Annotated in this window: 14 protein-coding genes and 1 tRNA gene; 6 read left to right on the forward strand and 9 right to left on the reverse strand. The window is 59.0% G+C overall.

The features are described 5' to 3' along the window. Nucleotides 1-102: 102 nt before the first annotated feature. Nucleotides 103-939, reverse strand: a complete 837-nt coding sequence (locus tag F7P80_RS07015; RefSeq protein ID WP_151043602.1) for a MetQ/NlpA family ABC transporter substrate-binding protein — start codon at nucleotides 937-939, stop codon at nucleotides 103-105. A 170-nt stretch (nucleotides 940-1,109) separates the two neighbouring features. On the opposite strand from F7P80_RS07015, the gene F7P80_RS07020 reads away from it, so the two are divergent. Beyond that, on the forward strand, nucleotides 1,110-2,120 hold the full coding sequence (locus F7P80_RS07020) for a P1 family peptidase (RefSeq protein ID WP_151043604.1): 1,011 nt from the start codon (nucleotides 1,110-1,112) through the stop codon (nucleotides 2,118-2,120). 113 nt (nucleotides 2,121-2,233) lie between these two features. Here F7P80_RS07020 and F7P80_RS07025 read toward each other — a convergent pair whose 3' ends face one another. Both F7P80_RS07025 and ettA read right to left on the reverse strand, forming a co-directional pair. Further along, nucleotides 2,234-3,151: a Bug family tripartite tricarboxylate transporter substrate binding protein gene (locus F7P80_RS07025; protein WP_428840857.1), complete on the reverse strand. Its 918-nt coding sequence runs from the start codon at nucleotides 3,149-3,151 to the stop codon at nucleotides 2,234-2,236. A 248-nt stretch (nucleotides 3,152-3,399) separates the two neighbouring features. Further along, complete coding sequence (ettA, locus tag F7P80_RS07030) at nucleotides 3,400-5,061, reverse strand: energy-dependent translational throttle protein EttA (RefSeq protein ID WP_054064943.1); 1,662 nt, start codon at nucleotides 5,059-5,061, stop codon at nucleotides 3,400-3,402. A 271-nt stretch (nucleotides 5,062-5,332) separates the two neighbouring features. On the opposite strand from ettA, the gene F7P80_RS07035 reads away from it, so the two are divergent. The 3 genes from F7P80_RS07035 (at nucleotide 5,333) to F7P80_RS07045 (ending at nucleotide 9,281) form a co-directional block, all read left to right on the forward strand. After that, nucleotides 5,333-7,270: a DEAD/DEAH box helicase gene (locus F7P80_RS07035; protein ID WP_151043608.1), complete on the forward strand. Its 1,938-nt coding sequence runs from the start codon at nucleotides 5,333-5,335 to the stop codon at nucleotides 7,268-7,270. 133 nt (nucleotides 7,271-7,403) lie between these two features. After that, nucleotides 7,404-9,143, forward strand: coding sequence for a M14 family zinc carboxypeptidase (locus F7P80_RS07040; protein ID WP_054064941.1), 1,740 nt, complete (start codon nucleotides 7,404-7,406; stop codon nucleotides 9,141-9,143). A gap of 61 nt (nucleotides 9,144-9,204) precedes the next feature. After that, nucleotides 9,205-9,281 (forward strand) — tRNA-Arg (locus F7P80_RS07045). A 158-nt stretch (nucleotides 9,282-9,439) separates the two neighbouring features. Here F7P80_RS07045 and pbpG read toward each other — a convergent pair. The 6 genes from pbpG to F7P80_RS07075 all read right to left on the reverse strand — a co-directional run bounded on the left by pbpG (nucleotide 9,440) and on the right by F7P80_RS07075 (nucleotide 17,383). Continuing rightward, a complete protein-coding gene (gene pbpG / locus F7P80_RS07050) occupies nucleotides 9,440-10,618 on the reverse strand; it encodes a D-alanyl-D-alanine endopeptidase (RefSeq protein ID WP_054064940.1) in 1,179 nt (392 codons plus the stop codon). A gap of 298 nt (nucleotides 10,619-10,916) precedes the next feature. Then, on the reverse strand, nucleotides 10,917-12,584 hold the full coding sequence (gene leuA, locus F7P80_RS07055) for a 2-isopropylmalate synthase (protein ID WP_151043695.1): 1,668 nt from the start codon (nucleotides 12,582-12,584) through the stop codon (nucleotides 10,917-10,919). 237 nt (nucleotides 12,585-12,821) lie between these two features. Beyond that, the gene (gene pssA / locus F7P80_RS07060; RefSeq protein ID WP_054064938.1) at nucleotides 12,822-13,658 is read right to left on the reverse strand and encodes a CDP-diacylglycerol--serine O-phosphatidyltransferase; all 837 of its coding nucleotides are present in this window, start codon (nucleotides 13,656-13,658) and stop codon (nucleotides 12,822-12,824) included. Between the two features lie 200 nt (nucleotides 13,659-13,858). Further along, nucleotides 13,859-14,875 (reverse strand): ketol-acid reductoisomerase, encoded by a 1,017-nt coding sequence (gene ilvC, locus F7P80_RS07065; protein ID WP_054064937.1) that lies wholly within the window; start codon nucleotides 14,873-14,875, stop codon nucleotides 13,859-13,861. Between the two features lie 64 nt (nucleotides 14,876-14,939). Beyond that, complete coding sequence (ilvN, locus tag F7P80_RS07070; protein ID WP_042413352.1) at nucleotides 14,940-15,431, reverse strand: acetolactate synthase small subunit; 492 nt, start codon at nucleotides 15,429-15,431, stop codon at nucleotides 14,940-14,942. A 164-nt stretch (nucleotides 15,432-15,595) separates the two neighbouring features. Further along, complete coding sequence (locus F7P80_RS07075; RefSeq protein WP_151043610.1) at nucleotides 15,596-17,383, reverse strand: acetolactate synthase 3 catalytic subunit; 1,788 nt, start codon at nucleotides 17,381-17,383, stop codon at nucleotides 15,596-15,598. A 303-nt stretch (nucleotides 17,384-17,686) separates the two neighbouring features. Between F7P80_RS07075 and F7P80_RS07080 the strand changes: the two genes are divergently transcribed. Continuing rightward, entirely contained in the window at nucleotides 17,687-18,259 is a 573-nt protein-coding gene (locus F7P80_RS07080) for an RNA polymerase sigma factor (RefSeq protein ID WP_151043612.1), read from the forward strand. Then, the gene (locus F7P80_RS07085; protein ID WP_151043614.1) at nucleotides 18,256-18,720 is read left to right on the forward strand and encodes a DUF3619 family protein; all 465 of its coding nucleotides are present in this window, start codon (nucleotides 18,256-18,258) and stop codon (nucleotides 18,718-18,720) included. Before F7P80_RS07080 ends, F7P80_RS07085 begins: the two co-directional genes overlap by 4 nt. Nucleotides 18,721-18,750: the final 30 nt, after the last annotated feature.

Below are 18,750 nucleotides of genomic sequence, written 5' to 3' on the forward strand. Positions count from 1 at the left end.
GCCCGCAAGCAAAGAAGCTGCCCGCAGGCAGCTTCTTGGTACATGCGCCTCAACCACTGCCCAAGCCTGAATCACGGCTGCGCAAGGCTGGGCAAGAGCGGCTTACTGCAGGAAAGCAGGCTTCATATAGCCCACAAACTTGGTGTCCACCACTTGCTTGAAGGCGTCAGAGCGGTAGGCGGCTGCCAGATCCTTGGCCCACTGGGTGTTTTCATTGCCGGTCTTCACGGCCACCACGTTCAGGTACAGATCAGGCGTTTTTTCCAGCACCACGGCCTCTTCCAGCTTCAGGCCCGAAGAGATGGCAAAGTTGCCGTTGACCACCACAAAGTCCGCATCTTCCAGCACGCGTGGCAGCTGGGCTGCATCCAGCGGCAGGAACTTGAGCTTGTACTTGTTTTCAGCCAGATCCAGCTCCGACACCCGCGCGGGGTTCACACCGGGCTTGAGCTTGACCCAGCCAGCCTGCTCCAGCACCAGCAGGGCACGTGCCAGATTGCTGGGGTCGTTGGGCAAGGCTACGCTGGCACCGGTCTTGACGCCATCCAGGCTCTTGTGCTTCTTGGAATACACGCCCATAGGAGCCACAGGGCCTTGCACGATGGGCGTCAGGGCCAGCTTGCGATCCTTGGTGAACTGGTCAAAGTAGGCGCGGTGCTGGAAGAAGTTGGCGTCCAGCGAGCCATCAGCCAGCGCCAGATTGGGCTGCACATAGTCATTGAATTCAATGAGCTTGACGGTATAGCCCTGTGCCTTGAGCTGGGGCACGATGCCTTCTTGCAGCAGGTCATAGTTCGAGCCAGCGGTCGCACCGATCAGCAGATTTTTCTTGGCAGCGTCCTGCGCCATGGCAGGTACAGCCATCACACCAGCCAATGCCAGCAAAGCACCTGCAACTACGGCACGACGGCCAGCCTTCAAAGCAACGCGATCAGACATGCATACTCCCTTAAAAACAATGGTGTGCCCTGCGCCACAATGGCGGCCTGCACAGTCTGTTGATGGTATGGCAGTATGGGGGCAGTGCAGGCAAACCCTAAATACTGTTTTGAAAGCTGTTTATTCAGATTCCGAATAAATCCACCCAGCCTCCGTTTGGAAGTCACTCCATGCACGACGTACTTTTGCAGCACAGCGGCCATATCGCACAGGTTCAAGGCATCTCCGTCGGTCATTTCACCGACACGCGCCGCCCTACTGGCTGCAGTGTGGTGCTCTGTCCGGAAGGGGCTGCGGCCGGTGTCGATGTGCGCGGCGCAGCGCCCGGCACGCGTGAAACCGATCTGCTGCACCCCAGCAATCTGGTGCAGCAGGTGCATGGCGTCATGCTCTCGGGCGGCAGCGCCTGGGGGCTGGACGCCGCCACGGGCGCAGTGCGCTGGCTGGAAGAACAAGGGGCAGGTCTGGACATTGGCGTGGGCCGCATTCCACTGGTGCCAGCCGCTGTGCTGTTTGATGTAAAGCTGGGCGATATGCGTATCCGCCCAGATGCCGCAGCAGGCTATGCCGCCTGCCAGGCCGCCAGCCACGCACACCCCGCTGAAGGCACGGTGGGCGCGGGTGCCGGCGCAGTGATCGGCAAGATTTTTGGCTGGCACCGCGCCATGAAAGCAGGCATTGGCACTGCCAGCTTCAGCGTGCACGGCGTGACCGTCGGGGCACTTGTGGCCTGCAATGCGCTGGGTGATGTATTCAACCCCTACACCGGTGCACTGATTGCCGGTGCGCGCACGGCCGATGGTCAGCAGCTGCTCAACGCGCGTGATGCCCTGCTGCGCGGTGAAGAGCCCCTGCCCATACTGGCTGGCAGCAACACCACGATTGGCGTGGTCGCCACCGACGCCATCCTCACCAAAGCCCAGGCCCACCGGCTGGCCGTGACAGCGCACGATGGACTGGCCCGCGCCATCAATCCGGTACACACCATGAGCGATGGCGACACCTTGTTTGCCCTGGCCACCGGCCAGTCCGGCAAGACGCTGGGCATGATGACGCTCTCCACACTGGCGGCCGAAGCCGTGGCCGTAGCCACCGCGCGTGCCGTGCTGCTGGCGCAGTCTGTGGAAGTCGCCGGTGAAGCACGCCTGCCCAGCTGGACAGACTGGCAAAAAGCTTCATAAAAAAGAGCGGCTAGCGCTGATAAATCCTTGATTTCCAATGTTTTTCATAAGGAAGCCAAGCAGTATCAAGCGCTAGCCGCTCCTAAAAATAAAGCATCAACCCATTACATGCATCAATCCACAGTCGCACCTGATGCCTTGACCACAGGCGCCCAGGTTTCAATTTCCTGCGCGATGAACTGGCTGAAATCCTGTGGCGTATTCTTCTGCGCCACGGCACCCAGCTTGGCATAGGCCTGCTGTACTTCGGGCTTGTCAAACGCCGCGTTCATGGCCTGGTTGAGTTTCTCAATCACTTCCTTGGGCGTGCCCTTCGGAGCGATCAGACCGAACCATGAAGTCACATCAAACGGCGCCACACCACTTTCTTCCAGCGTGGGCACATCGGGCGCAGAAGCCGAGCGGTTCTTGGTCGTCACTGCCAGCGCCTTGAGCTTGCCAGACTGCACATGCGGCCAGGAGGCGGGCATGTTGTCAAACATGAACTGCACCTGCCCACCGATCAGATCGGTCACCGCGGGAGCGCTGCCCTTGTAGGGAATGTGCTGGGTCTTCAGGCCTGTGCGCACCTTGAACATTTCGGCCGCCATGTGGATGGAAGTGCCACTGCCCGAAGAGGCATAGGCAATCTTGTCATTATTGGCACGTGCCCACTCAATGAAGTCCGGCACATTGTTCGCCGGCACGCTGGGGTGGACGACCAGAATATTGGGCACCTTGGCACCCAACGCCACCGCATCAAAGTCACGATTCAGATCAAACTTGACGTTCGGATACAGCGTCTGGTTGATGGCACTGGTCACCGCCACAAACAGCAGGGTGTAACCATCAGGCTGTGCAGCCTTGACGGCTTCGGTCGCAATATTGCTGCCGCCACCGGGACGGTTTTCCACCACAAAAGGCTGGCCCAGACGTTCCGTCAGTTCCTTGGCCATGATGCGTGCCACCACGTCGGTCGTGCCACCTGCAGAGAAACCAACAACAATGCGCACGGGCTTGGTGGGATAGCTGTCCTGCGCAAAAACCGCCATGGTGCTGGCAGCCAGCAGGCCAACGCCCAGTTGTGCCAGGCGACGGCGTGAAACAAACACTGTCATTGAAAAATGCTCCCTATCTGTTTTTGATTGAGGTCAATTTTTCAATGTAGGTGCAGTGTCTCATTTTCCGATTCGGGGTTTCTCCCAAACCACTGGATTGACGAGCCCCCTGCTCGTGCGCAATCCGGTCGCAAAAAAGGCTCCCGAAGGAGCCTTCTGTCAGTCAGCGCTTATCGCACGAATTACTTCAGTGCCTTGTAGCGGAAGCGCTTGGGTGCAGCACCCTCTTCGCCCAGGCGACGCTTCTTGTCAGCTTCGTATTCCTGGTAGTTACCGTCGAAGAACACCCACTGCGAGTCGCCTTCGGCAGCCAGAATGTGGGTGGCGATACGGTCCAGGAACCAGCGGTCGTGGGAGATCACCAGCACGGTACCAGCGTACTCCAGCAGCGCATCTTCCAGGGCACGCAGAGTTTCCACGTCCAGGTCGTTCGAGGGTTCGTCCAGCAGCAGCACGTTGCCGCCCTGAATCAGGGTCTTGGCCAGGTGCAGACGGCCGCGCTCACCACCGGAGAGCATGCCCACCTTCTTCTGCTGGTCCTGACCGTTGAAGTTAAAGCGACCAGCGTAGGCACGCGAAGCCATCTGGAACTTGCCGATGTTCAGGATGTCCAGACCACCGGAGATGTCTTCCCACACGGTCTTTTCGTCAGCCAGGCTGTCACGCGACTGGTCCACGTAGGCGAGCTTGACGGTCTGGCCGATTTCCACCGTACCGGAATCAGGCTGTTCCTTGCCAGCGATCAGCTTGAACAGGGTCGACTTACCGGCACCGTTAGGGCCGATGATGCCGACGATCGCGCCTGCAGGAATGTTCATGGACAGGTTGTCGATCAGCAGACGATCGCCAAATGCCTTGGACACATTTTTGAACTCGATGACCTTGGAGCCCAGACGCTCGGCCACAGGAATGAAGATTTCCTGTGTCTCGTTGCGGCGCTGGTATTCGTAATCGCTCAATTCCTCAAAGCGTGCAATACGCGCCTTGGACTTGGCCTGGCGACCCTTGGCGTTCTGGCGCACCCACTCCAGCTCCTTCTTCAGGGCCTTGGCGCGTGCTTCTTCACCCTTTTGCTCCTGCTCCAGACGGTTCTGCTTCTGGATCAGCCATTCGGAGTAGTTGCCCTTGTAGGGAATGCCATGGCCACGGTCCAGTTCCAAGATCCACTCAGCGGCGTTGTCCAGGAAGTAGCGGTCGTGGGTAATAGCCACCACAGTTCCAGAGAAGCGGTGCAGGAAGTGCTCCAGCCATTCCACGGATTCGGCGTCCAGGTGGTTGGTAGGCTCGTCCAGCAGCAGCATGTCAGGCTTGGACAGCAGCAGCTTGCACAGGGCCACGCGGCGCTTTTCACCACCGGAGAGCTTGCCGATCACAGCATCCCATGGTGGCAGGCGCAGCGCGTCAGCCGCGATTTCCAGCTGGTGCTCGGAGTCAGTACCTGCAGCAGCAATGATGGCTTCCAGCTTTGCCTGCTCGGCAGCCAGGGCGTCGAAGTCAGCATCTTCTTCTGCATAGGCGGCGTAGACCTCGTCCAGACGCTTGCGGGCGTTGTTCACCTCTGCCATGGCCTCTTCCACCGCTTCACGCACGGTGTGCTCAGGGTTGAGCTGTGGCTCCTGCGGCAGATAGCCGATAGACAGTCCCTGCATGGGGATGGCTTCGCCTTCGAACTCCTTGTCCACGCCCGCCATGATCTTCAGCAGCGAAGACTTACCAGAGCCGTTCAGGCCCAGCACGCCGATCTTGGCGCCCGGGAAGAAACTCAACGAAATGTCCTTCAAGATCTGGCGCTTGGGCGGCACAGTCTTGGACAGGTGGTTCATCGAAAAGACGTATTGAGCCATGTTTTTGTCAACAAATTCTTGTGAAAAATAAAAATTTGGCGCTTAGTTCACACGCGCCCCAACCACTGATTATCTCCGCATGCGACAATATCCTTAGTCAGGGGCTCCAGTTACCCCTTGACATCAGCATTTCAGCTGGGGACCCCACTCGCCAACCCAAGCGATCCGGCTCCCAACTCCTGTGAATCTCATCCGCCTACGACTGGCTCAGCACCCCCCGGTTGCTGCGAAAGGCTGATACCCTGCGCCCGGATGGGCGTAATCGACAACAATGACATTTGAAGAACTGAACTTGGCACCCGCCATTGTGAAAGCGGTGCTGGAACAGGGTTACGAAAACCCAACCCCCATTCAGGCACAAGCGATTCCTGCTGTGCTGACAGGCAAAGACCTGCTGGCCGGTGCGCAAACCGGCACAGGCAAAACCGCTGCCTTCTCGCTGCCTATCCTGCATCGCCTCACACAGGGCGGCACACAGCGCCCAGCAGGTGGCATTCGCGCCCTGATCCTCACTCCTACCCGTGAACTGGCTGCGCAGATTGAAGAAAACATCCGCTCCTACGCCAAGTATCTGGACGTCACCTCTGCCGTGATCTTTGGCGGCGTCGGCATGAAGCCCCAGATCGACCGCATCAACAAGGGCGTAGACATTCTGGTGGCCACACCCGGCCGTCTGCTGGACCTGCAGCAGCAAGGCTTCATGGACCTGTCCAGCGTAGAAGTGCTGGTGCTGGACGAAGCCGACCGCATGCTGGACATGGGCTTTATCCACGACGTGAAGAAGGTGCTGGCCCTGGTGCCCGAGAACAAGCAGAGCCTGCTGTTTTCCGCCACTTTCAGCGATGAAATCCGCGCCCTGGCCAACGGCCTGCTCAAGAACCCTGAGAGCATTCAGGTCACACCCCGCAACACCACGGTGCAGCGCATCAAGCAGGTCATCCACCCTGTGGGCCGCAACAAGAAAAAGGATGTGCTGCTGCACATCATCCGCGAGAACAACTGGAGCCAGGTACTGGTGTTCACGCGCACCAAGTTCGGCGCCAACCATGTGGCTGAGTTCCTGACCCAGAACGGCATCTCTGCCATGGCTCTGCACGGCAACAAGAGCCAGAGTGCACGTACACAGGCACTGCTGGGCTTCAAGACCGGCGAGCTGCGCGCGCTGGTGGCCACCGACATTGCTGCACGTGGCATTGACATCGACGAGCTGCCACACGTAGTGAACTACGAAATCCCCAACGTACCCGAAGACTACGTGCACCGCATTGGCCGTACCGGCCGCGCCGGTCGGGAAGGCTATGCCGTGAACCTGGTGTGCATGGACGAAGAAGGCTTCATGATGGAGATCGAGCGCTTTACCAAGCAGGAAATCCCCGTCGTTCCCATGCCTGAATTTGGCCCTGAGCCTGGTGAAAAGGCAGAGCCCATCGCCATGGGCCGCCAGACGATCTGGGGCGGCGCTGGCAAGCCACCCAGCCGCGAAGTCATGCAGGCTGCCGCACGTGCTGCACGCCAGGAGATGATGGAACGCATCCGCTCCACCAAGGCTGCCCAGGGTGAGCGCGCTGGCCGTGGTCGCCGCAATCCACGTGGTGAAGCTGCTGCACCTGATGCAGAAAACGGCGCTTCACTGGAGCAGGCCCCTCGTCGCGGCAACGGCCCTCGCCGCACACCTCGCCAAGGCATGGCACCTCGCCATCGCCAGAGCGATGCCACCAGCTTTGAGCAGACAGCAGACATCCAGTCTGCAGATGCAGCCGTCGCACTGCCAGCCGAGCAAGGCGCTGGCGAACGCACGGAGCGCGATGCACAACCTCGCCGCCGCAATGGCCAGGGCTATAACCGCTCGCGCCAGCGTCCTTCGCGTGACAATCCACGCAGCGCTGCCCCCGCAGAAAGCCAGCCCGCACGTCCTGCACGCGCGCCACGTCCCGCACGCAATGCGTATGGCGATGAACCGCTGAGCCGCTTTGAAGACCAGCCACCACGCCCCAATGCACACCTGGGCACCCAGCTGGGTAACCCTGTCACCCGTGCGCCTCGCTCGCACAGCAGCGGCCAGCCTGACCCCACACTGACCAGCATTGACCTGATGATGGAGCGCCCACGCCGTGGCAATGGCGGCGGCTTCCGTGGCGGCAATGGCGGCGGAGGCTTCCGCGGCGGTAACAACCGTCGTGGTGGCAACGGCGGCGGCTTCAACCGCTAAGCCACATCTGCGGCAGCCCTGATGCTGTGGCATGCCTCGTAAGATGCACACATCAGGGCTACGCCGCCCGCAAAGCCAGTGCGCCATCGCGAACGCAGGGCTTCTTTTCTCGGTTTTCTACGGATACAGCACCATGACCAAGCACCACGCCACCGTCTTTGCGCCGTCTCTGGAACGCACAGGTCACGCTCTCTACTCACACGCATCACGCTGGCTGCTGGCTGGCTCGGTACTGGCACTGACAGCCTGCACCAGCACACCGCTGCCAGAGTGGACGCCACGCAGCACTGCACCTGTCTCAACCAGCACACCAGCCCCCACCGCTACAGCCCCTGACGCGCCCGTGATCAGCGTGGCACCCATTGCCAGCAACACCCATGTGCAGGCTCTGCCCTACAGTGCGTCCGTGGCAGCGCTTTTCCCTGATCCTGCGGAGCGCTACAGCACACCAGGCCTTTCCGACAGCCGCCTGCAGTTCACCACAAACAGCGAACTGGCCGAACTGCTGCGCGAGCTCAGCGCAGCCAGCCTCAACGGCAATGTACGCCTGGGCCTGCTGAGTAGTGGCAACGCACAAAGTGGCTCGCCCATTCATGCACTGGTGGCAACCAAGGGAACATCCATCAGCCCGCAGGCGCTGGAAGACAGCGGCCGCCCCACGGTCATGATCGTGGCAGCGCAGCAAGGCACGGATGCAGCAGCCACCGAAGCTACCCTGGCCATTGCCAAGGAGCTGGGTGACGGCGGCCTGCTGGCCCCTTTGCTCGACAAGATCAACATCATCCTCGTGCCCCGTGCCAACCCTGATGGCTTTGCCAACGGAACAGCCACCACGGCCGACGGCACTGACCTGACCCAGGACCACCTGGCGCTGCAGACACCGGAAGCACGCTTTCTGGCCAAGCTGGCGCGCGACTACCACCCCAGCGTCATGCTGGATGCCGGAGAGTTTGCCGCCATCGAGCCCACACGCCAGCGCTTCAATGCCGTGCGTGCCAACGATATGGGGCTGCAATATGCGGTGACTCCCAACGGCCACGAATTCATCACCAAGGCTGCGCGCGAATGGGTGCACCAGCCTGCCCTGCACGCACTGGAGCAGGCCGGTCTGCGCGTGGACTGGGCTTTTGAGGCTGCCGACGAGAACGCTGACAACGGCTATGCCATGGCAAGCATCAACCCAACCACGCTGAGCAATGCTTCCAGTCTGAAAAACATGGCCAGCATGGTGACAGACAGCCGAGGCAGTGATCTGCGCCGCATTCACGTGCAGCGCCGTGTGCACGGCCATGTGCAAGCCATGAATGCCGTGCTGCAAAGCGCCGCCAGCCATGCAGACAATCTGAAGGCAGTAGACACCTTTGTGATGCGCGACATCGCATCGCAGGCCTGCCGTGGCAAGCTGACCGTGCAGGCGCAGCCCACCATCGGCCAGCGTGACATCACCGTGGTGGACATGGACACAGCCCAGCTGCGCCAGCAACCCGTGGTCTGGAGCGACAGCCTGCAGCTGAGCCAGTCCCGCGCCCGCAGCCATGCCTGCGGCTACTGGCTGTCTGCCGATGCCATCCCTGCCGTCGAGCGACTGGGCATGCTGGGCGTGAACGTGCAGCGTGTGGCTGAGCTTTCCAGCCTGGATGCGGAAACGTATCAGGCCAGCGAAGCCAATGACGCCGTCGCCCTGCAGCGCAACAGTTTTGAAGCGCCTCCCGGCAGCTACTACGTCAGCATGAACCAGCCACTGGCCTACCTGGCAGCGGCAGCCTTGGAGCCCGACACCCCCTACAGCTTCTATAGCGCAGGCGTCCTCAAAGACCTGAGCAAAGTCGCCCGTGTCGTAGCCCTGCCCCAGATCGTTTTTGACGAAGACTGAGCAGCACAAAGCCGAAAGTCGGTCTCAGTCACGGTATGATTGAGGATTGAGACCGAAAGCGGCGGCGTTAGCTCAGTCGGATAGAGCAACAGCCTTCTAAGCTGTGGGTCACTGGTTCGATCCCAGTACGCCGCGCCAATTCTTTCCAGCCGCTGCAGGCATGCCTTCAGCGGCTTTTCTTTGCATAAAAAAGAGCGGCTAGCGCTTGTGAAATCAGGCTTTCCAATATATTCATATCGGAAAAGCTCAATTCATCAGCGCTAGCCGCTCCCTTTTTTGAGACGCGGCTCTTCGGATCAGCGGCTGGCTGTCAGCGTATGGCCAGATTCCAGCCAGCGGCGCACACGCTCGGCATCGGCTTGGCGGCTGTATTTCCCCATGGAGTCGAGGAACACCATGATGAGCTTGCGCCCTGAAACCTCGGTCTGCATCACCAGGCAGCGGCCCGCTTCAGAGATATAGCCGGTCTTTTGCAAGCCGATCTCCCAACGCTCACTCTTGACCAGGCTGTTGGTATTGTTGAACTGCAGCACGCGATTGCCCACAGTGACTGTGCGGCTGGGCGTGGTGGAGAACTCACGCATGACGGGATTGGCATGCGCCACATTCACCAGCGTCGCCAGATCATGCGCGCTGGACTGGTTGCGGCTGGACAGACCTGTTGGCTCCACGAACTGGGTCTCGGCCATGCCCAGCAGCTTGGCCTTGTTGTTCATCAACTGCACAAAGTGCTGCAGGCCACCGGGATAGGTGCGCCCCAGCGCATGCGCTGCGCGGTTTTCACTGGACATCAGCGCCAGATGCAGCATCTCACCACGCGTCAGCTTTGCGCCTACGCGCAGACGTGAGCTGCTGTTCTTTTCGGTATCCACGTCGTCCTGGGTGATGGTCAACACCTCATCCATGGGAAGACCCGCCTCTGCAATCAGCAAGCCGGTCATCAGCTTGGTGATGGAGGCAATGGGCAGCACGGCGTGGTCATTCTTGCTGAACAGGACTTCTTTGGTGTCCTGATCCAGTACCAGTGCCACGCTGGACTTCAGTTCCAGCGGGTCAGACACCTTATGCAGGCCCGCCAGCTGACCAAAGGAAGGCCGCGCCACCGCCACCGCAGCAGCACCGGCAGCAGCAGCCTTCACTGCACGCGTAGCCGTTGCGTTCTTGCGCGCGACTTTCTTGTTGGCATTGGCCTTGCTCAAGCGTGCAGCCTGTGCCTTTTTGGTACTTGTAGTTTTTTTCTGCGCTACGGCTTTCTTTTGCGCTGCAGCCTTTTTCTGGGCTGTGGTCGACTTTTTGGCAGCCGCTTGCTTGTTAGGCGTTTTCTTGGCTTTGCTGGCAGATGCGCTGCTGCTTGGCTTCTTGGTAGGAGCTGTATTGGCTGCGTTTGCGGCTGGTGCAGCCAGAGCGCAACTCAAAGTGACGAAAGCCAGCAATCTGGCGATCCGTTGAGATGCAAAAAAGGATCGGTAGTGCATGCAGCGGTGCTCCGAACTACAAATAACAAAGACGTGTTCACCCCTACTTTAAAAAAGTCTTTTTATTTACGGGAAAAGCGACCTTTTTGCAGTAATTCACGAAATTATAGGCGTGACAGTACCGTTTGCATCATGTAGTTAGCACTCATTTTCAATTATTTGAGAGCACACAAAGCAAGCGGCATCAAACTTTACAAGTCTGATGCCGCTGGGAGGCCAGATCTTTTGCACCATCTGGCAAGTCTGCAGCCGGGCGGCCCTTGCACCTCAGGCGCAAAAGCCGCTGGCTCTGGAGTGTTTAGGCAGCCTGCGTCTGCACAGGCACCGCGCGACGCACACCCGACAAAATGGCGCGAATCGAGGCCGACACGATGTTGGCATCCATGCCCACGCCGTACACGGTGTGACTGTCGTCCACGCGCACTTCCACATAGGCAACGGCCTGTGCGCTGGCGCCTTCACCCACTGCGTGCTCCGAGTAGTTCATCACGCGCACGCTGTGGCCAGTGGCTTCAGACAGCGCCTGCACAAAGGCGTCGATAGGGCCGGTACCCTTGCCTTGCAGCACGCGCTCCTGACCATTCCATTGGAGCTTGGCCGTCAGATTCATTACACCATCAGCTTCCTCAATGCGGTACTGAGGTGCCTGCTGCGCATCCAGGCCAAATTCCTTGCGGAAGATGTTCCACAAATCAGGGGCCGTGAACTCGGTGCCCAGCGCATCCATTTCCTGCTGTACCACCTGCGAGAACTCGATCTGCAGACGGCGTGGCAATTGCAGGCCATACTCAGCTTCGAGCAAGTAGGAGATACCGCCCTTGCCGGACTGGCTGTTCACACGAATCACGGCTTCGTAGCTGCGGCCCAGATCCTTGGGGTCGATCGGCAGGTAAGGCATATCCCAGATGTCGCCTTCCTTGCGTGCAGCAAAGGCCTTCTTGATCGCATCCTGGTGCGAGCCCGAGAAAGAGGTGTAGACCAGCTCACCGACATAGGGGTGACGGGGGTGTACAGGCAGCTGGTTGCAGTACTCCACCGTTGCGCGGATGCCGTCGATGTCCGAGAAGTCCAGACCCGGATGCACGCCCTGGATGTACATGTTCAAGGCCACGTTCACGACGTCGAGGTTGCCGGTGCGCTCGCCATTGCCAAACAAGCAGCCTTCCAGACGGTCTGCGCCGGCCAGCAAGGCCATCTCGGCAGTCGCTGTGCCAGTGCCGCGGTCGTTATGGGGGTGCGCGGACAGCACAATGGAGTCACGGCGCTCGATATTGCGGTGCGTCCACTCCACCATGTCGGCAAACACATTGGGGCTGGAGTGCTCGACGGTTGTGGGCAGGTTGATGATGCACTTCTTATCAGGTGTGGGCTGCCAGACTTCTGTCACGGCGTCGATCACGCGCTTGGAGAACTCCACTTCGGTGTCCGAGTACATCTCGGGCGAGTACTCGAAAGTCCAGTCCGTCTGAGGGTATTCCGCTGCGATGTCCTTGAACAGCTGGGCATTGCTGCGCGCCAGCTCCACGATCTCGTCTTCGCTCATGCCCAGCACCACGCGGCGCATCACAGGTGCTGTCGCGTTGTACAGGTGAACAATGGCACGGGGTACACCTTCCAGGGCTTCAAAAGTGCGGCGCACCAGATGCTCACGTGCCTGGGTCAGCACCTGCACGGTCACGTCATCAGGAATGCGCTTTTCCTCGATGAGCTTGCGCATGAAGTCGAACTCGATCTGCGAAGCAGAAGGAAAGCCCACTTCAATTTCCTTGAAGCCGATCTTGACCAGCTGCTCGAACATGCGCATCTTGCGCTCGATATCCATGGGCTCGATCAGCGCCTGGTTGCCGTCGCGCAAGTCCACGCTACACCAGACGGGGGGCTTGCTGATGGTTGCGTCAGGCCAGGTACGGTCAGTCAGACGAACAGGTACAAAAGGACGGTACTTGCTTGCGGGGTTCTGCAACATCGACATAGGAGCTCTCTTTCGTGATTCAAGAAAATTTGGCCTGGTCCCCAGCAACCCAAACAAAAAAAGGCCCGTCGCTGGAGCTACGGGCCTTGGATGTAGGGTGTGTGTACGCGCGCGCTACTAAACCTGCCCGTTGGACATGGAAGATAGTAGTAGAGCTAGCGACAGGTAATTCATGCGAACAACTCTAGCACAGTTCACTTCAAGATGTATATGCGTTTTTACGCATGATTACTAATGATGCAGACCGCGCTCTTCGGGCTCGTCCTTGGAAACACTGATCACACTGGTCTGCTGACCACGTGTCTTGCGCACCACATAGACCGCGTAACCACTGAAGCCATAGACGGCAAACACCGCAAACAGCACGGTAGGCGCATGAATATTGATGATGGCGATGGCCAGCACGATCAGGATGATGGCGGCAAACGGCACGCTGCGCTTCATGTTCACATCCTTGAAGCTGTAGAAAGGCACGTTGGTCACCATCGTCAGGCCCGAGTACAGCGTCAGGAAGAACATCACCCACATCATCTGCACCCAGGTGATCATGCCGTCTTCGCCGCGCACCACGCCAAAGTCATTGAGCACCCACATGAAGCCAACGACCAGCGCGGCGGCGGCAGGCGAAGGCAGGCCCTGAAACCAGCGCTTGTCGACCACGCCGGTATTCACGTTAAAGCGTGCCAGACGCAGCGCTGCGCACGAGCAGTACACAAAGGCGGCAATCCAGCCCCAGCGACCCAGTCCCTTGAGCGCCCATTCGTAGGCCACCAGGGCAGGCGCCACGCCAAAGGACACCATGTCGCACAGCGAGTCCATCTGCTCGCCGAATGCGCTTTGCGTATTGGTCATGCGCGCCACGCGACCGTCCAGCGCATCCAGCACCATGGCACAGAAAATGCCGTAGGCCGCCAGATCAAACCGGCCATTCATGGCCATCACGATGGCATAGAAGCCACCAAACAGCGCAGCCAAGGTAAACAAATTCGGCAGTATGTAAATGCCCTTGCGTCGCTTGCGCACCACCACGCCGTTTTCGCCTGCTTGGGCGTCTTTGCTGTCATGCATGCAATGCACCTCCAGTTCGCTGCCAGCGCAGCAGCTGGGCAGCTATTAAAACCATAGTATTTTACGCAGCCCGCATCCATGGGGACCGAGTACTGCCATGCAGTGTAGCGCCACTGCTTTACAGCCATACAAAGAAAAAGGCCACTGCCTGCGCAGTGGCCTTTTGCAGCAGGCTGCGACAAGCAGCCTGGCAACGGTGATTAGTTGCGGGTCTGGTCCACCAGCTTGTTCTTGGCGATCCAGGGCATCATGGCGCGCAGCTGGCCGCCCACTTGCTCGATGGCGTGATCGGCGTTCTGGCGACGGCGTGCAGTCATCGAAGGATAGTTCAGGCGACCTTCGCTGATGAACATCTTGGCGTATTCACCGCTTTGGATGCGCTTCAGAGCGTTGCGCATGGCCTTGCGAGACTCTTCGTTGATGACTTCGGGGCCAGTCACGTACTCGCCATACTCCGCGTTGTTGGAGATGGAGTAGTTCATGTTGGCAATGCCGCCTTCGTACATCAGGTCCACAATCAGTTTCAGCTCGTGCAGGCACTCGAAGTAGGCCATTTCAGGCGCGTAGCCAGCTTCGGTCAAGGTTTCGAAGCCCATCTTCACCAGCTCCACGGCACCGCCGCACAGCACGGCTTGCTCGCCGAACAGGTCAGTTTCGGTTTCTTCCTTGAAGTTGGTCTCGATGATGCCACCCTTGCCGCCGCCGTTGGCAGAAGCGTAGGACAGAGCGATGTCACGCGCCTTGCCGGAGCGGTCCTGGTACACAGCGATCAGCGAAGGTACGCCGCCGCCCTTCAGGTATTCGGAGCGCACGGTGTGGCCAGGGCCCTTGGGAGCCACCATGATCACGTCCAGGTCAGCGCGGGGCACCACCTGGTTGTAGTGCACGTTGAAGCCGTGAGCGAAAGCCAGCACAGCGCCTTGCTTGATGTTGGGCTCAACGTTGTTCTTGTACACCTCGGGGATGTTTTCGTCGGGCAGCAGGATCATGACCACGTCTGCAGCCTTCACCGCTTCATCCACTTCCATCACGGTCAGGCCAGCCTTGCCCACCTTGTCCCAGGAAGCACCGCCCTTGCGCAGACCGACAATGACTTTCACGCCGCTGTCGTTCAGGTTTTGTGCGTGGGCGTGGCCCTGGCTGCCGTAGCCGATGATGGCCACAGTCTTGCTCTTGATCAGGCTCAGATCACAGTCTTTGTCGTAGAAAACTTTCATAGTTGGCTCCAGTTGCTTATAGGGGTTGTAGGGTTGTGAAAATTCAGTGTCTGACGTCTGCGCATTACACACGCAGGATGCGTTCGCCACGGCCAATACCGGATGCGCCGGTGCGCACGGTCTCCAGAATCGCAGTACGGTCGATGGCCTGCAGGAAGGCATCGTTCTTGGACTGGTCGCCCGTCAGCTCGATCGTATAGCTCTTTTCGGTCACGTCGATGATGCGGCCGCGGAAGATGTCCGCCATGCGCTTCATCTCTTCGCGCTCCTTGCCCACGGCGCGCACCTTGACCATCATGAGTTCACGCTCGGTGTAGGCACCTTCGGTCAGGTCCACCACTTTGACGACTTCAATCAAGCGATTCAGGTGCTTGGTGATTTGCTCGATGATGTCATCCGACCCCGTGGTCTGAATCGTCATGCGCGACAGCGAGGGGTCTTCCGTGGGGGCTACGGTCAGGGACTCGATGTTGTAGCCACGGGCCGAGAACAGGCCCACCACGCGCGACAGGGCTCCGGGCTCGTTTTCGAGCAGCACGGCAATGATGTGTTTCATGTCCAGATTCCTCTTTTCGCCACCCTCCCCCGCAACCGGTAAGCTGCGGGCTTGGTGGACAATAGATTCGTCAAATTTGAGAGCGCTTAGCGCAGATTAAATCTGCTTTTGCGTATGAAATGATTTGCAAAACCGCTGCCAGCAAGCGCTAGCAGCTATGGTTTTTACAGATCATCAGGACCAAGCAGCATTTCCGTGATACCCTTGCCGGCCTGCACCATGGGGAACACGTTCTCCGTGGGGTCGGTGCGGAAGTCCAGGAACACGCACTTGTTTTCTTCACGCGCAATGCGGCGTGCTTCCTGCAGGGCCCACTCCACCTTGGCGGGGTCTTCCACCAGAATGCCGGCGTGGCCATAGGCTTCAGCCAGCTTCACGAAGTCGGGCAGCGAGTCCATGTAGCTGCTGGAGTAGCGACCGGAGTATTCAATCTCCTGCCACTGACGCACCATACCCAGGAAGCGGTTGTTCAGCGCGCAGATGATGACAGGCGTGTTGTACTGGCGGCAGGTAGCCAGCTCCTGGATGTTCATCTGGATCGAGCCTTCGCCCGTGATACAGAAGACTTCCGCCTGAGGCTTGGCCAGCTTGATGCCCATGGCGTAAGGCAGGCCCACACCCATGGTGCCCAGACCACCGGAGTTGATCCAGCGACGTGGCTCATCAAAGCGGTAAAACTGTGCCGCCCACATCTGGTGCTGACCAACGTCAGACGTGATGTACACATCCTCACCCTTGGTCATGTTCCACAGCGTTTCCACCACGGCCTGGGGCTTGATCACATCCTTCTTGCTGCGGTCAAACTGCAGGCAGTCACGGCTGCGCCAGGCTTCAATCTGGCTCCACCACTGTGCCAGCGCACCTTCGTCGGAGCGGGTCGTGGCTTCCTTAATCATGGCGATCAGCTCGGTCAGCACGTCCTTGACGTCACCCACGATAGGCACATCCACCTTCACACGCTTGGAGATCGAGGAAGGATCAATGTCGATGTGGATGATCTTGCGTTCTACCGACATGAAGTGCTTGGGGTTGCCCACCACGCGGTCATCAAAGCGTGCGCCCACGGCCAGCAGCACATCGCAGTTCTGCATGGCGTTGTTGGCCTCGATCGTGCCGTGCATGCCCAGCATGCCCAGGAACTTGCGGTCGCTGGCAGGGTATGCGCCCAGCCCCATCAGGGTATGGGTCACGGGGTAGCCGAGCATGTCCACCAAGGTACGCAGCTCCTGGCAGGCATTACCCAGCAGCACACCGCCGCCGGTATAGATATAGGGGCGCTTGGCGCTCAGCAGCAACTGCAGCGCCTTGCGAATCTGGCCGGAGTGGCCCTTCTTCGCGGGGTTGTAGGAGCGCATTTCCACCGACTGTGGATAGCCGCTGTAAGGCGCCTTCTTGAAAGAAACGTCCTTGGGAATGTCCACCACCACAGGGCCAGGGCGGCCAGTGCGCGCCACGTGAAAGGCCTTCTTCATGGTGAGGGCCAGGTCACGCACATCTTTCACCAGGAAGTTGTGCTTGACGATGGGGCGGGTGATACCCACGGTGTCGCATTCCTGGAATGCATCGGTGCCGATCGCTGCCGTGGAAGTCTGGCCGCTGATCACCACCAGAGGAATCGAATCGGTATAAGCAGTAGCAATACCAGTCACGGCATTGGTCAGGCCGGGGCCGGATGTCACCAGCGCCACGCCCACATCGCCGGTCGCTCGGGCATAGCCATCAGCCGCATGCACCGCCGCCTGCTCATGGCGCACCAGCACGTGCTCGATGCCGTTTTGCTTGTACAGCGCGTCGTAGATGTACAGCACTGCACCGCCGGGGTAGCCCCACAGCTGCTTGACGCCTTCTGCTTCGAGTGATTTGACAAGGATTTCGGCACCCATCAACTCTTGGGTACCAGCCTGAGAAGCAGCTGCCGCTGCGCTGGCTTGTTCTGCTTTGGAGATTTCCATGATCAACCTTTGTGAATTTCTCTAACGAAAAACCTAGGGTGCCCCTTGCCAAAATCCTTGTGGGATCGGTTCAGGACTTAAGACCAAGGACATGGGCGAAATTGGTAAACGCCGGACCTTGACCCGTTTGCCTTTTTGTTTGAATTGCAAGCAGCCATTATGGCACTGCAACATCGACTTTGGCTAACGGTATTGAGGGGGTTTGACAACGTAATGCGATAATGGCCGCTTTGCCACATTCTGCAGAGGGCTCTATCCTGACCTGCAGTTTCGTGCGTTCCAGACCTATCGAGCACTACTGCCTTGGCCACCGAACAAGAGCTCTCAGACTTCCTCAAAAGCGTGGAAAAACGTGCTTTCAAGCGCGCGCTCTACCACGTCCGTGACGAAGAAGCGGCCTTGGATATCGTCCAGGACAGCATGATCAAGCTGTCCCAGCACTATGGTGACAAGCCGGTCGCGGAACTACCCATGCTGTTTCACCGCATCCTGTCTAACTGCACGCTGGACTGGTTTCGCCGACAGAAAACGCACAATGCACTGTTTGCAAATATGGGTGACATCGCACATAACGATGATCCAGACAGCAGTGAATTTGACTGGATGCAGACCTATGCAACAGACAGTGGGCAAGAAACTGCACAAAGCGCCGAAACGCTGACGCAGCGTATGCAATTGTTAAAAAGTATTGAAAATGAAATTCAATCTTTACCTGCGCGTCAACGAGAAGCCTTCTTGCTGCGTTATTGGGAAGACATGGATGTTGCCGAGACAGCAGCGGCCATGGGATGCTCAGAAGGCAGTGTAAAAACACATTGTTTCCGGGCCATCCAGTCGCTGAGCAAAGCGCTCAAAGCCAAAGGAATTGAGTTATGACCACACCTTCGCACCAGAATGAACATGCGGCCGAGCAATTTGCCCGTAAGCTGACTGCGCACCTGTCCATGGCCAATGCGGAGCTGCCGTACGTGGTCACTGAGCGCCTGCGCGCAGCACGCATGCAGGCACTGTCTGTTCGCAAGCGCGAAAGCAGCCCACTGCGCGTGCGCCAGACCGAAGCAGCCAGCAGCCTGCTTGGCAATGCCGACGGCACATTGAGCCTGGGCGCTCCCACGCAGGACAACACCCCCATCTGGCTGCGCCGCCTGCTGACGGCGCTGCCGCTGGTGGCACTGGCTGGTGCGCTGACCTTTATCGGCATCGACCAGGACAGCCGCGCCACTGTTGATATTGCCGAAGTGGATGCAGCCCTGCTGACCAGTGAACTGCCCCCTGCCGCCTATACTGACCCCGGCTTCCAGCAATACCTGCAAGCAACCGTTTCCGACACACCTTGACCGCAATCGCGGCCCGTTCCATTCAGACTG

This window comes from Comamonas kerstersii (assembly GCF_008801935.1).
Taxonomy (GTDB): domain Bacteria; phylum Pseudomonadota; class Gammaproteobacteria; order Burkholderiales; family Burkholderiaceae_C; genus Comamonas; species Comamonas kerstersii.